The sequence below is a fragment of the Methylocella sp. CPCC 101449 genome (assembly GCF_031921685.1).
Lineage (GTDB): Bacteria > Pseudomonadota > Alphaproteobacteria > Rhizobiales > Beijerinckiaceae > Terripilifer.
Genome location: NZ_JAPDHU010000003.1, coordinates 889,491 through 901,886, shown reverse-complemented (window position 1 = coordinate 901,886; position 12,396 = coordinate 889,491). Strand labels below are relative to the sequence as shown.

The 12,396-nt window shown below is 61.4% G+C and carries 13 protein-coding genes; 5 read left to right on the top strand and 8 right to left on the bottom strand.

The genetic code is table 11. The features are described 5' to 3' along the window. Nucleotides 1–82: 82 nt before the first annotated feature. Nucleotides 83–853, bottom strand: coding sequence for a VOC family protein (locus OIM99_RS24435; protein WP_311853103.1), 771 nt, complete (start codon nucleotides 851–853; stop codon nucleotides 83–85). A gap of 30 nt (nucleotides 854–883) precedes the next feature. Continuing rightward, the gene (locus OIM99_RS24430; protein WP_311853102.1) at nucleotides 884–1,615 is read right to left on the bottom strand and encodes a thioredoxin family protein; all 732 of its coding nucleotides are present in this window, start codon (nucleotides 1,613–1,615) and stop codon (nucleotides 884–886) included. A gap of 77 nt (nucleotides 1,616–1,692) precedes the next feature. On the opposite strand from OIM99_RS24430, the gene OIM99_RS24425 reads away from it, so the two are divergent. Beyond that, a complete protein-coding gene (locus tag OIM99_RS24425; RefSeq protein WP_311853101.1) occupies nucleotides 1,693–2,148 on the top strand; it encodes a MarR family transcriptional regulator in 456 nt (151 codons plus the stop codon). Here OIM99_RS24425 and OIM99_RS24420 read toward each other — a convergent pair. The 4 genes from OIM99_RS24420 to OIM99_RS24405 form a co-directional block, all read right to left on the bottom strand. Beyond that, nucleotides 2,145–3,962 (bottom strand): ABC transporter ATP-binding protein/permease, encoded by a 1,818-nt coding sequence (locus OIM99_RS24420; protein ID WP_311853100.1) that lies wholly within the window; start codon nucleotides 3,960–3,962, stop codon nucleotides 2,145–2,147. The two genes, OIM99_RS24425 and OIM99_RS24420, sit on opposite strands and share 4 nt — an antisense overlap. Nucleotides 3,963–4,075: 113 nt before the next feature. Continuing rightward, on the bottom strand, nucleotides 4,076–4,990 hold the full coding sequence (locus tag OIM99_RS24415; RefSeq protein WP_311853099.1) for a pirin family protein: 915 nt from the start codon (nucleotides 4,988–4,990) through the stop codon (nucleotides 4,076–4,078). 294 nt (nucleotides 4,991–5,284) lie between these two features. Beyond that, nucleotides 5,285–6,469, bottom strand: coding sequence for an FAD-dependent monooxygenase (locus tag OIM99_RS24410; protein ID WP_311853098.1), 1,185 nt, complete (start codon nucleotides 6,467–6,469; stop codon nucleotides 5,285–5,287). 127 nt (nucleotides 6,470–6,596) lie between these two features. After that, on the bottom strand, nucleotides 6,597–7,148 hold the full coding sequence (locus OIM99_RS24405; RefSeq protein ID WP_311853097.1) for a gamma carbonic anhydrase family protein: 552 nt from the start codon (nucleotides 7,146–7,148) through the stop codon (nucleotides 6,597–6,599). A 195-nt stretch (nucleotides 7,149–7,343) separates the two neighbouring features. Between OIM99_RS24405 and OIM99_RS24400 the strand changes: the two genes are divergently transcribed. The 4 genes from OIM99_RS24400 (at nucleotide 7,344) to thiD (ending at nucleotide 10,134) form a co-directional block, all read left to right on the top strand. Continuing rightward, nucleotides 7,344–8,357: a tripartite tricarboxylate transporter substrate binding protein gene (locus OIM99_RS24400; RefSeq protein ID WP_311853096.1), complete on the top strand. Its 1,014-nt coding sequence runs from the start codon at nucleotides 7,344–7,346 to the stop codon at nucleotides 8,355–8,357. A 112-nt stretch (nucleotides 8,358–8,469) separates the two neighbouring features. Further along, nucleotides 8,470–8,784 carry a DUF1244 domain-containing protein gene (locus OIM99_RS24395; protein WP_311853095.1) on the top strand — a complete coding sequence of 105 codons (315 nt, stop codon included), beginning with the start codon at nucleotides 8,470–8,472 and terminating at the stop codon, nucleotides 8,782–8,784. Between the two features lie 37 nt (nucleotides 8,785–8,821). After that, the gene (locus OIM99_RS24390; RefSeq protein WP_311853094.1) at nucleotides 8,822–9,337 is read left to right on the top strand and encodes a DUF2937 family protein; all 516 of its coding nucleotides are present in this window, start codon (nucleotides 8,822–8,824) and stop codon (nucleotides 9,335–9,337) included. Next, nucleotides 9,334–10,134 carry a bifunctional hydroxymethylpyrimidine kinase/phosphomethylpyrimidine kinase gene (gene thiD, locus OIM99_RS24385; protein ID WP_311853093.1) on the top strand — a complete coding sequence of 267 codons (801 nt, stop codon included), beginning with the start codon at nucleotides 9,334–9,336 and terminating at the stop codon, nucleotides 10,132–10,134. Before OIM99_RS24390 ends, thiD begins: the two co-directional genes overlap by 4 nt. Nucleotides 10,135–10,139: 5 nt before the next feature. Here the strand turns inward: thiD and OIM99_RS24380 are convergent, their stop codons facing one another. Both OIM99_RS24380 and OIM99_RS24375 read right to left on the bottom strand, forming a co-directional pair. Continuing rightward, the gene (locus OIM99_RS24380; RefSeq protein WP_311853092.1) at nucleotides 10,140–11,075 is read right to left on the bottom strand and encodes an aldo/keto reductase; all 936 of its coding nucleotides are present in this window, start codon (nucleotides 11,073–11,075) and stop codon (nucleotides 10,140–10,142) included. Next, entirely contained in the window at nucleotides 11,072–12,382 is a 1,311-nt protein-coding gene (locus OIM99_RS24375) for an MFS transporter (protein WP_311853091.1), read from the bottom strand. The genes OIM99_RS24380 and OIM99_RS24375 overlap by 4 nt, the downstream gene beginning before the upstream one ends. Nucleotides 12,383–12,396: the final 14 nt, after the last annotated feature.

Genomic DNA, 12,396 nt, shown 5'->3' with positions numbered 1-12,396 from the left:
TTCAGTCAGGCGTATGTCGGTTCCCAACGCGGTCACGGCTCGATTGTTATACTATTACAATCGAGCGCGCGAGATCGGGGGATCATTTTTTCGGGGCAACCAGATTGAACGCGGCGCCCTGGGGGTCGAGGCCGTTGACGATCCAGTCACCGCCGGGAACTTCCATCGGTTCCATCAGCACCTGGCCTCCGGCCGCTCTGACGCGGGCCGCGGCGGCATCGGCGCTTTCGACATTGAAATAGTAGGTCCAATAGGGGGCCGGCATTTGCGGCATCTTGTTCATCATGCCGCCCATCGGTTCGCCACCTTTGGCGAAGAGCTGGTAGATGCCCATGTCGCCCATATCGACGTGCTCCGCCTTGGTCCAGCCGAAGAGTTCGCCGTAGAAATCGAGCGCGGCGACATGATCCTTGGCATAGAGTTCGCGCCATCCCGCCTGGCCCGGCGTGCCGCGCGGCGGTGGAGGCGGTGCTTCGCCCTCACCTTTGAATAGAGCGAAGGCCGCACCTTGCGGATCGGCGACGATGGCAAAACGGCCGATGCCGGGAATATTGTCGGGTGCGCGATAGATATTGCCGCCCTTCTGCTTCACTTTCTCGGCCATGCCATCGACGTCATCGACGGCGATATAGCCGATCCAGCCCGGCTTGGCGCCGGCATCGCAAGCGTTTTCGGGAATGGCCATCATGCCGGCGGCCATCGCTTCGCCAAGCGACATCAGCCAATAGTCCATGTGCGGCTGGCCGGCGTTCTGACCTTTCCAGCCGATGACATCGCCATAGAATTTCCGTGCCGCTGGCAGGTCCGACGTCATCAGTTCGTACCAGCAGAATTTTCCCGTCCACTCAGACATGCGTGACTCCCACTCTTGCGATCTCGAAATCTACTCCGCGCAGCATGACGCTTTGACGTCCGGCGCATATTCGTCGTGGCGCCGCACCCAGTTCATGGTCGTGGCTTCGTTGCGGCCTTTCGGTGCGCGATCGAGGAGCATGAGCGCGCCGATCGCTTCTTCCATGCCACGCGCATAGCTCGAATAGGTGTGGAACACCTGGCCGCTCTCGTCTTGATAGAAACAGCTCATGCCGGGCAATTCGTCGTGCCCCTGCGCTACGCCGATCTGCTGGAAATTGTAGTTGATCCGATCACCAGCGAGATCCTCGGGCGTGTAGGAGACATGATAGTCGTAGTTGAAGTCGCTGCCGTTGGAGGAGACCCATGGGAAGCTCCATCCCATACGCTGGCGATAAGCTTCGATCTTCGACAGCGGCGCACGCGAGACCGCGACGAGATTGACGTCGTGATGGATGATGTGCTGCCGGGCGCCGTCGAAATGATCGGCGAGAAAGGAGCAACCGGAGCAGCCGGCGGTCCAGTCGGGGCCGAGCATGAAATGATAGATCATGAGTTGGCTGCGGCCGTCGAAGAGATCGGCAAGGGATTTACGGCCGGCCGGTGTGTCGAACATATAGGTCTTGTCGACCTTCACCCACGGCAGGGCCAGACGGTCCTGGTTCAATCGATCGCGGGCGCGGGTATGTTCCTTTTCACGAAGAAGCAGCGCTTTGCGTGCCTCAAGCCATTCCTCGCGTGAAACGACAGGGTGGTTTGGCATTGTCCATCTCCCTTCTTTCGTGTAGAAAGGTTGATATCAACATTATTTTGGAAGGTCAACCTGAGTCGCCCCGCACCATGATCAAATCGTCGAAACCTTCGCCGGTTCCCTACGCGACCACGCTGCACGTGCGCGACACATGCCTGTGTTTTCATGCGCAGAAAGCGGCGCGCGTGTTGGCGCGTATTTTCGATGAGGCGATGCGTCCTTATGGACTGACCAACGGCCAGTTTTCTTTGATGATGTCGCTCAATCGGCCGGAGCCCGCCGCCATGGGGGCGATCGCGCAATTCCTCGCCATGGACCGCACGACATTGACGGCGGCGCTCAAGCCGTTGGAGCGGCGCGGCTTCGTCGAAATCGTGCAAGACCCGCAGGATCGGCGCAGTCGCCTGTTGAAGTTGACGGCCCGCGGCCTCGCGACGCTCGCCGCCGCCGTGCCGGTCTGGGAGAAGAAACATACGGAGGTCGAGAAACTGCTTGGCGCGATCACGCCCGATGATCTGCGACAGGGCCTGCGGGCGTTGAGCTAGGTCGTCTTCGAACGACGGAACATGCGCATGATCTTCTGCGGCAGTTTCTTCGATGTCATGCGCGCGCCGGCATTGCGTTTTTCCAAAATGATCTTCCGGTCGTGAAACTCTTCGATACCGGTGCGATGGCCGACGCTGAGAACCGTGGCCTCCGCCAGGTCTTCGCGCAGAAGCGACAGAAGGGACTCCTGACTTTCTTCGTCAAGGGCTGATGTAGCCTCGTCCATGATGATGATCTGCGGCTTCTGGATGAGCAGCCGGCAAAATGCGACGCGCTGGCGTTCACCGCCGGACAAGGTTTGATCCCAACGCACATCGGGCTCATCCAACTGTTTGATCAGATAGTTGAGGCCGCAGCGCTTCATGGCGTCGTGAATCGTTTTGTCGCTGACGATTTCTCCCTCGCTTGGATAAACCAGGGCTTCGCGCAGCGTACCTAGGGGCAGATAGGGCTTTTGTGGAACGAAGGCGATGGTGACGTTGCGCGGCACCTTGATCGAACCCGACCCCCACGGCCAGAGGCCGGCCATGGCGCGAATGAGTGTGCTCTTGCCGGACCCGCTTTCGCCGGTCACCAGCACTTTTTCGCCGGGCTTGATGCGTGTCGATGCATCCTTGATGACGACACGTCCCGCCAGGTCGGCAATCGAAAGGTTGTCGAGATGGATCGTCCCGTCATCGCTGACGCCAAGCTCGATGGATTTGTCGTTTTCCATATCGGTGCCGAGATCGATCTCGTCCAACGCTCGGCCGAGTTCACTCACGCGGTTGGCCGACGCGTACCATTCGGCCAGCCGCACGATATTGTCGACAAACCAGACGAGTGCGCCTTGCACCGCATTGAAGGCCGCGACAACCTGCATGACCGCGCCAAGGGACAGTTCGCCCGCGAGATATTTGGGCGCGACCAGCAGCAAAGGCACGATGGGAAACAAACCGCCATTGGTGTTCAGCACAACGGCAATGATGCCTTGCTGGCGAATGATGTTCAGCCAGGCGCTCACGACATTGGCATAGGATGAACGCACGGAACCGAGTTCATCCTTGTCGCCACGGATGAGCGCGATGCTTTCGGCATTCTCGCGCAGCCGTGTCATCTCGGCGCGAAACTGCGCCTCCGCTTCATTCTTAGCTGTCACCCAGGGAACGAGTGGCTTGCCGACGACATAAGCGGCGGCCGAAGCTATGGCTGCATAGATCACCGCGGCAATCGCCATGTAGGCGGGGATGTCGAATGTGCTGCCTGCCAGTGTCACGCGTGCCGCGCCCGCCACGTCCCAGAGAATGGCGGCGAATGTCGCGGCGGTGATGAGGGCGCTGAAAAGGCCAAGCGCCAGTTCGACCAGGGGTTCTACGGCGAGACGAACGTCATCGGCGATACGGTATTCCGGCGCGGACTGATTGGGTGCGACGAAGCCCAGTCGATAATAGCGTTGGTCGGCGATCCACCAGCCGGCGATGCGATCGGTCAGCCATTCGCGCCAGCGCGTCTGGAACAGCATGCGCGTGACGACCAAAGCCGAGACGGATGCAGCGATACCGGCGACGACGAAAGGCACCCAGGCGATCGCTACCCAGACCGCGGCGAGATCCTTGCGTTCGAGGGCATCAAAGAAAATACGATTCCAGGCATTGAGGCCGACCTGGCCGCCGATTTGCGCGAGCTGGCTGGCGATGACGAGAAACGTCAGGGTCCAAGCGCGCATGGCGCTGTCGCCGCGCCAGAAGCCGCCGGAAAGAGCGAAGAAGTCAGAGAGGATCGAAGGCTTTTCGGCTTCTTTTTCTGTCGTCGTATTCGTTTTGAGGTCGTCCATCGTCCAATGGCCCTGCGGCATTCCACCGGGCGTAAGCCCGATGGACTAACTTCGCCGCATTGCCGAGCGGCAGTTCGGAATGCAAACCTGCTTTCCAAACCACACGCCAGACGTCACTCGGGCAGTGGTATGAACTCTGTTTCGTCAGGCACGGGCGCGAATTGTCCGCGCTTCCAATCTTCCTTCGCCTGTTCGATGCGCTCCTTGCTGGAGGAGACGAAATTCCACCAAATATAACGCGGTCCGTTCATGGCGGTTCCGCCCAGCAGCATCAGCCGTGCATTGGTCAACGCCCGGATGGTGATCTTGTCACCAGGACGGAAGACGAGCAGACGCGAGGATTCGAAGCGTTCGCCGGCGACGTCGATTTCGCCCTCGACCACATAGATTGCGCGCTCCTCATAGTCCGCATCGAGCGGCAGGCTGGTACCGGCGGCGAGGATGGCTTCGACATAAAACCAGTCCGACAGCGTATTGACCGGCGAAGCCTGGCCGTAGGCGCGTCCGGCGATAATCCGTGTTTCGACGCCCTTCTCGGACACGCGCGGCAGAACCGGCGCGGCGAAGTGCTGAAAACCCGGATCGATCTCTTCGAAACCTTCCGGCAGCGCCACCCAGCTTTGAATGCCGGAGAGACTGTGGGCGCCCGTGCGCAGGCTTTCGGGCGTGCGCTCGGAATGGGCAATGCCACGCCCGGCGGTCATCAGGTTCATGGCGCCGGGGGTGATCTCAAGCTGATTGCCCTCGCTGTCGCGATGCATGATCGCGCCATCGAACAGATAGGAGACGGTGGCGAGGCCGATGTGGGGATGGGGCCGCACGTCCATGCCGTGACCGGAGAGAAATTGCGCCGGGCCCATCTGGTCGAAGAAGATGAACGGGCCGACCATCTGGCGCTTGCCATGGGGTAGTGCGCGGCGCACTTCGAACCCACCGATATCGCGGGCGCGAGGCACGATCACCAGTTCCAGCGCGTCACAGGAGTGAGGGTCGCCCGCCACAGGGTCGTTTCCGGCATGCCAGCTCATGAATTCTCCGATGTTGCAGCGGCGTCGCGCCGAGCCAAGACCCCGCGTCCGCCTTTTCATTGGGCTAAATGTAAGCAAGCCCGCACCGAAACCCAAACGTCGCATGCGCGGCGGAGGTTCCTGTACGGGCTTGCTGATGACAAAAGTGAGAAACGGGCGGCTTAACAGCCCGTTTCTTCTCGCTTTTATGTGATTATAACGTTTTGCAGTTTGGCGGAATCGCCAAACGCCACAAAGACGCGTCAAAACAAAGGTCCTAGGCAAAATTGCGTTTCTGTCGAAACGCAATTTGCTCTAGACCAGCGGAACGGTCAGCGGATTGTACGAATACAGCCAGCGATTGCGGTCGTTCCCCTCGTCGCGCTTGGAGAATTCGGCGCGAATGGCGTCCTGAGACGGCAGGTGGAACAGGCGGCGGTTGTCGGTCGACTGGGTGACGATCTTCGCCGTCCGCTCGGCCCGGTTGCGCTGATAAACCTGCAGCGCCTTGGGCAACTCCGGCTCCTGCGCCAGCGCGCGCATCAGCACCGCGCCGTCCTCGATCGCCATAGCGGCGCCTTGGGCGAGATAGGGCAGGGTCGGATGAACGGAATCGCCGAGCAGGGTGACGCGCTTCGAGCTCCAGTTCATGGTCGCCGGCCGGCCGAACAGCGACCAGCGGAAGCACTGGTCCTTGTCGGCGGTGTCGATGATGGTCTGGATGGCTTCGTGCCAGCCGGCGAAATCCGCTTTCAGATTGTCCCACGGATAGCGCACGGTCCAGGATTCCTCGGAAATGTCGTCGGTTTCGACGATGCCGACAAAATTCATCAAAGTGCCGGAGCGCAGGTAGTAGCAGACCGCATGGCCGTTCGGTCCCATGAAGACCGACATCACCGGCTCGAGAAAATCCTTCGGTAGTTTTTCGACCGGCACGAGAATGCGCCAGGCGGCATCGCCGGTGTAGACGGCGGGTGCGGCGCCGAACAATTGTGCGCGCACCACCGATTTCAGGCCATCGGCGCCGATGAGCAAGTCGCCCTTCGTCGACGTACCGTCGTCGAAATACAGTTCGACGCCATCGGCGGTTTCGGTGAAGGATTTGACGCGCTTGTTGAGATGCACGACGTCCGGCTTCAGTTCGCGCGCGCGGGCGGCGAGGATTTCATGCAGGTCGGCGCGATGCAGCTGCGTATAGGGCGCGCCATGCATTGCCTCGTGTTCTTTCGACAGCGAGAAGCGCTGAATGACCTCGCCCGTGTCGTGCAGGCGGAACACATAGGCGCCGGGGCTGACACCGATGCTGGTGATCTTTTCGCCGACGCCGATGTGCCGCAGCACATGCATTGGATTGGCGCTGACCTGAATGCCTGCGCCGATTTCGCCGAGCGCCGGGGCTTGTTCATAGATTTCGACGTCGTGACCAGCCTGCATCAGGACACAAGCCGCTGTCAGGCCGCCGAGACCGGCGCCTGCAATGATGATTTTGTACTTTTGCACTCAAGACTCCAGCATTGTCATTCTTGGTTCTTGCCGGGATCCGCCCTGCCAGCCGGCCGACCCGTTTTCTCCGCAGCGGTCTTTAAGGCAAAGACCGTGCCGCCGCAATTCGCTTCCGGGATGCCTGCTATGTACCGGAACTCACGACAGGTTCGCACTCTTGCAGGCCGGCTGCATAGCGCTGCCCATTGGCGATATAGCCCTGGGCGTTGCGGGCCATGCCGGCCAGCGCCTTTTCGTCGAGCGTGCGTACGACCTTGGCGGGGGAGCCGACGATAAGGGAATTGTCGGGAAATTCCTTGCCTTCGGTAACCAAGGCGCCGGCACCGACGAGGCAGTTGGCGCCGATTTTCGCGCCGTTCAGGATGGTCGCGCCCATGCCGATCAAGGTGTTGGGGCCGATGGTGCAGCCGTGCAGGGTGACCCTATGGCCGATGGTGCAATTGGCGCCGACGCGCAATTGCAGGCCGGGGTCGGTGTGCAGGATCGAACCGTCCTGAATATTGGTGCCGTCGCCGATCTCGATCAGGTCGGTGTCGCCGCGCAGCACAGCGCCGAACCAGATGCCGACATCGAGGCCGAGGCGGACTTTGCCGATCACCACGGCGCCGGGCGCGATCCAGCAGCGCTTCGGGTCCGCGACGGTGGGACGGAATTCGTTGATGGCGTAAACGGGCATCGATCCTGTTCCCTGATCAGCCGTGACATGCAGGATGCCTATCGCCCGGCCCTGGTGATAGCAAGCCTTGGCTATGGCAGCCAGGGACCTTTGCCATTTGAGCGCTTGCTCCCGGTCGTGATTGTCGCCAATCTAGCCGCCATCAAGGCGCAAACGATCGCTGAAACCGTTGTGCCATCAAAGGGAGGGGCATTCATGCACAGCAAACGCCTGGGTACGCTATCGGCTGCGATCACGCGCCGCGACATGCTCGGTTCTGGCGCTGCCTTGGTGACGGCATCGGCCTTGGGCACGCCGGTTTGGGGGCAGGAAAAATATCCGTCGCGGGAAGTACGCGTCATCTGTGCTTTCCCTGCCGGCAGCGGTGCCGATGTGTTCGCCCGTTATTTCGCCGAGAACATGCGGCCGTTCCTGGGCGGCACGGTGATCGTCGAGAACAAGGTGGGCGCCAGCGGCAATCTCGCCATCAATTTCGCCGCCCGTGCCAAGCCGGACGGCTATACGATCCTCATCCATGCGCCGAGCGCCATCGCTGCCAACATGTCGCTGTTCAAGGATCCGGGCTATGACGCAGCCAAAGCGTTCGATGTCCTGGGCAGCGTCTGCCGTTTGCCTTTTACGGTGACGGTTGGCGCCAAGAGCCCGCACAAGACCTTGCAGGATCTGATCAAGACCTTGCAGCAGAAGGGCGATAAGGCAAGCTATGGCACGACGGCGCCGACCGGGCAGGTCGCCGGAGCGCTGATGAAGGACATTCTGAAACTCAAAATGGTCGAAGTGCCTTACCGGACCGCGGCGGATTCGGTGAACGATCTCGAGAGCGGCAATATCGACTGCATGATGTACGATCCGATCTTCGCCATGCCGTTCCATCGCAACGGCAAGATGCGGGTGCTGGCCTTGAGTTCCAAGGAGCGGATGACCACCGCGCCGGATATCCCGACGATGAACGAAAGCGGCGTTCCTGGCGTCGATGTCGTCGGCTGGTGGGGCGTGGCGGTGCCCAAGGGGGTGCCGGAGCCGATCAAGGCGCAGATCAGCAAGGCGTTCATCCAGATGGCGGAAAAGCCGGAAACCAAGAAATGGCTGGCGGAATTCGGTTCCGATCCCTTCATCGTGGGGCCGGAGGACGCTCAAAAACTGATGCTTCAGGACATCAAGGATTGGGGTCGCTACGTGAAGATCGCCAATATGGAACCGAAAGGCTGATCGTCTGTTGGCCTGATATTCCCCGACAATCGCTCTGGCCATCCGGGGTGGGGGATGCCTATATCAGTCACGGCTGCCGCCCGCGCCGGCGGGCGGCGTGTTGGAGACGAAAATGCCCAATATCGACGAGAAAACCCAGACCGAGCTCGAAGCTGCGGCCTTTCGCCGGCTCCTCGCGCATCTGCGCGAACGCACCGACGTTCAGAACATCGATCTGATGAATCTGGCCGGTTTCTGCCGCAACTGCCTGTCGAACTGGCTCAAGGATGCCGCCGACGAGCGCCATCTTGGGCTGAGCAAGGAAGAACTGCGCACCTATGTCTACGGCATGCCCTATGACGAATGGCGCGGTCGCTTCCAGCGCGAGGCCAATCCGGACCAGTTGCGCCAATATGCCGAGAAGAACAAGGACCATAAGCACGCCTGAGGCGTGCGGTCCCTGACGGCGGGCGCGGAGAAACCTGATGATCCTGCGGTACTTCGCGCTGGCGGTCGCGCTGGCTCTGGGGTTGGTGACATCGCAATTGCCGGAATTTTCGCAGCAGTACCGGCAGCGGCTGGGCGGTGCGATCGATGAACTGGCGCGTGTTCTGGCGGCCTTCGATGCGGATGCGTCGCGCCTCAATCTGACTCGTGAAGAAGGCATCGCCCGCATGAAGACCAATGCGGACGAATTGGTGCGCCAGCAGGGCGCCCATATGCAGGAAAATAGCGCGAGGCTTGTGCGGTTGCGCCAGCAATTGATCGAATATGCCAGCGCCGGCCCGCTGGCGCGTGTCGGCGTCATGCTCGGCCATTTCGATCAGGACGTGGCGCGGCGGGCCATGGACGATTTCGAGCCGGCCGTGCCATTGACCAGCGAAGGCGCAATCACTACGGCGGCAGGGGCGGTGGCCGGTTGGGGCTTGGTGCGCTTGGTGTTCCTTCCCATCGTTCTTCGGCGGCGGCGTCGCGCCGCAAAGCAGGGTTTAAGAGTATGATTGCACATGTGCTGTCGGTGGCTGGCTCGGATCCGTCGGGCGGTGCCGGCATTCAGGCCGATCTGAAGACATTCTCGGCGCTCGGCTGCTACGGCACGGCGGTGTTGACCGCATTGACCGCGCAGAACACGCGGGGCGTCACCGGCGTTCACATTCCACCGCCCGAATTCGTCGGCGCGCAGATCGATGCGATTTTCGCCGACGTGCGGGTCGATGCGGTGAAAATAGGCATGCTGGCGTCAGGCGCGGTCGTCGAAGTCGTGGCCGATCGGCTGAAGCGTCATGGCGCGCGCAATATCGTTCTCGATCCCGTGCTGGTGGCGACCAGCGGCGCGTCGCTTGGCTCGCCCGATGTAATCGATGCGATCAAGCGGTATCTGTTTCCGCTTGCCACCGTGATCACGCCGAATATTCCCGAGGCCGTGCGGCTTAGCGGCAGCGCGGAACCGCAAGATACGGCCGGACTGGAGCAGCTCGCGCGCATCCTGCACGGGCAGGGCGCGCCGGCGGTGCTCGTCAAAGGCGGCCATCTGGGCGGAGACTATGCCGAAGACGTTTTGTTCGACGGCACCGATGCGCGTGTTCTGCGCGCTGGTCGCGTCGACACCAAGAACACCCATGGCACGGGCTGTACTTTGTCCTCGGCGATCGCCGCGCAACTGGCCAAGGGCCAGTCGTTGTTCGAAGCGACGGCGAGCGCCAAGGACTATCTGACGGCGGCGCTGCGAGCCGCCGATCAATTGCAGGTCGGCTCCGGCCACGGGCCCGTGCATCATTTCCACGGGCTGTGGCGGTAGGCCAATCAGAGCTGCTCGAAGTGATCGACCATGCGCTTGCGCATGGTCGCATCCGGCAACGGACCCATGCCGGCCTTGAGATTGTCGACCATATATTGCGGCTTGTCGGTGCCCGGGATCACGCCATTGATCGCCGGATTGCCGAGCAGCCATTTCAGCGCATATTGCGCCCAGCTCGTCACCTCGATCTCCTTGGCGAAATCGGGCAACGGTTTGCCGGCGACTTTCTGAAAGAACTTGCCGCGACCGAAAGGCAGGTTGGTCAGAATGGCGCAGCCTGAATCGGCGGCGGTGGGGATCAGCCGTTCCTCCGAATTGCGATCGACCATCGAATAGTCGATCTGGAAGAAATCCGGCTTCTCGCGCTTCAAAGTCTGTTCGACCGCATGATAGTCGCGGTCGAACGACGAGGTGATGCCGATATATTTGCATAAGGAAGACTTCTTCCATTCGCGCAAGAGATCGAGATGCTGGTTGGCATCGCGCACGTTGTGGAGCTGCATCAGATCGATGCGATCGATCTTCATCTTGGCGAAGGAGGCTTTCTGCTCGGCGATCGTATCCTCGCGGCTGGCGACGCGCACTTTGCCGGCCAGGAAAATGCGATCGCGCAGGCCGGTCATGGCGAAGAGATCGCCGAGCCGATCCTCGGCCAGGCCATAGGAGGGCGCGGTGTCGATCAATCGGCCGCCGCCCGCGACGAGAGCCTTGATCACCTCGGCGCGTTCGTTGAGCTTGGTCTGGTCCGACTTGTCGAAATCGAAAATGATGGCGGTGCCGATGCCGACCACGGGCAGCATTTCGCCGCTGGAAGGAATCTTGCGGGCGAGAATGCCGCTCGATTGCGCCGAAGCCGGCAGGCTGGGCGCGAGGGCGGCGAAGCCCGCCGCGGCGGTCAGGGTCAAAGTTTCACGGCGCGTCAGATCGATGTTGGCCTTCATGTCTTTTCTCCTGTGAGTGCGGTCGTTTGTTGCGCGGAGCGTTTGTCCTGCGCGCGTCCGAGGCCCAGCGCCAGCACCAGCCAGCCGAGCGCGATGGGGATGGTGAGGAGGGCGATGCCGGTGACGTCGAGGCCGGTGCCGCGCAGCGCCGTGAAGGCCCAGGCCCACAGCGCATCGGCGCCACGGAACAGCGCGCCGTCGATGATGTTCTTGGCTTTGTATTTCTCCTCCCGGTCGACCGAGGTGAACAGCATTTCGCGGGCGGGATTGGAGATGGCGAAATTGGAAGTGCGCTGCAAGGACTGGAAGGCCATGGCAACGACCAGCAACGGTTGTGCGGCAAGAATGGCAAAGCCGATCGCGAAGATGAGCGGCAGGAAAGCCACGGCCGGTCCGGTGCCAAAACGCTGGATGAGGCGGCCGGTGGCGAGAAATTGCACGACCAGGGTCAACAGCCCCGAGGCCAGGTCGATGGTGGCGAAAATGCGCGTGCGCGTCGCCGGATCGCCGGAGGCGGCGGAAACGAGTTCGGCTTGGGCAAAATAGAGAAAGGTGCCGGCGAGCGACAGGAGTACGACCCACAGAGCGATGCCGGCGAGATAAGGCGAGCGCAGGATCAGCGAGAAGCCGGCGAAGGGATTGCCGCCGATCGCCTTCGGCGCTTTCTCGGCTTCGATCGGCTCGGTGCGCTCGGCCGTGCGCTCCAGGCGCAAGGCGCAGAACACAGCGATCTCCAGAAAGATCATGGCGACGAGAAGCAGATTGGCGGGGCCAAGAAGGCCGGCGAGCGAAACGGTCAGCGTTGGTCCCAGCAAGGCGCCGGCCGTCCCGCCGGCAGCGACAAAGCCGAAGAGACGCTTCGCCTGTTCGGTGCGGAAGAGATCAGCCAGGAACGACCAGAAGATTGAGACGACGAAGAGGTTGAAAATGCTGATCCAGACGAAGAAGGCGCGCGCCGCTTCTCCCGGAAAGATGCGGAAGGATAGAAGCAGCCAGAAGAGAACGAGATTGAGGGCGAAGAAATGATAGACCAGCGGAATGAAGCGCGCGCGGGGAAGCCGAGCCACGAGCGCACCATAAATGGGCACGGCCACCAGCATGGTGATCAACGTGGCGGAAAACAGCCAGGGCATGTTGCGCACGCCGCCGGCGACGCCCATTTCGTCGCGCACCGGGCGCAGGACGTAGTAGCTGGTCAGCAGGCAGAAGAAATAGGCGAAGGCCCAGAGCATGGCCCGGACTTCCTGGGGCCGCACATCGACGACACGTGACAAGGCACGCTCGATACTCTGCTCCCATTGCGCCATCTGGAGACTGATCC

What these genes read in the sequence shown, in the direction of transcription:
- OIM99_RS24435 (WP_311853103.1), bottom strand. Translation starts at nt 853, where the DNA reads ATGTCTGAGTGGACGGGAAAATTCTGCTGGTACGAACTGATGACGTCG.
- OIM99_RS24430 (WP_311853102.1), bottom strand. Translation starts at nt 1,615, where the DNA reads ATGCCAAACCACCCTGTCGTTTCACGCGAGGAATGGCTTGAGGCACGC.
- OIM99_RS24425 (WP_311853101.1), top strand. Translation starts at nt 1,693, where the DNA reads ATGATCAAATCGTCGAAACCTTCGCCGGTTCCCTACGCGACCACGCTG.
- OIM99_RS24420 (WP_311853100.1), bottom strand. Translation starts at nt 3,962, where the DNA reads ATGGACGACCTCAAAACGAATACGACGACAGAAAAAGAAGCCGAAAAG.
- OIM99_RS24415 (WP_311853099.1), bottom strand. Translation starts at nt 4,990, where the DNA reads ATGAGCTGGCATGCCGGAAACGACCCTGTGGCGGGCGACCCTCACTCC.
- OIM99_RS24405 (WP_311853097.1), bottom strand. Translation starts at nt 7,148, where the DNA reads ATGCCCGTTTACGCCATCAACGAATTCCGTCCCACCGTCGCGGACCCG.
- OIM99_RS24400 (WP_311853096.1), top strand. Translation starts at nt 7,344, where the DNA reads ATGCACAGCAAACGCCTGGGTACGCTATCGGCTGCGATCACGCGCCGC.
- OIM99_RS24395 (WP_311853095.1), top strand. Translation starts at nt 8,470, where the DNA reads ATGCCCAATATCGACGAGAAAACCCAGACCGAGCTCGAAGCTGCGGCC.
- OIM99_RS24390 (WP_311853094.1), top strand. Translation starts at nt 8,822, where the DNA reads ATGATCCTGCGGTACTTCGCGCTGGCGGTCGCGCTGGCTCTGGGGTTG.
- thiD (WP_311853093.1), top strand. Translation starts at nt 9,334, where the DNA reads ATGATTGCACATGTGCTGTCGGTGGCTGGCTCGGATCCGTCGGGCGGT.
- OIM99_RS24380 (WP_311853092.1), bottom strand. Translation starts at nt 11,075, where the DNA reads ATGAAGGCCAACATCGATCTGACGCGCCGTGAAACTTTGACCCTGACC.
- OIM99_RS24375 (WP_311853091.1), bottom strand. Translation starts at nt 12,382, where the DNA reads ATGGCGCAATGGGAGCAGAGTATCGAGCGTGCCTTGTCACGTGTCGTC.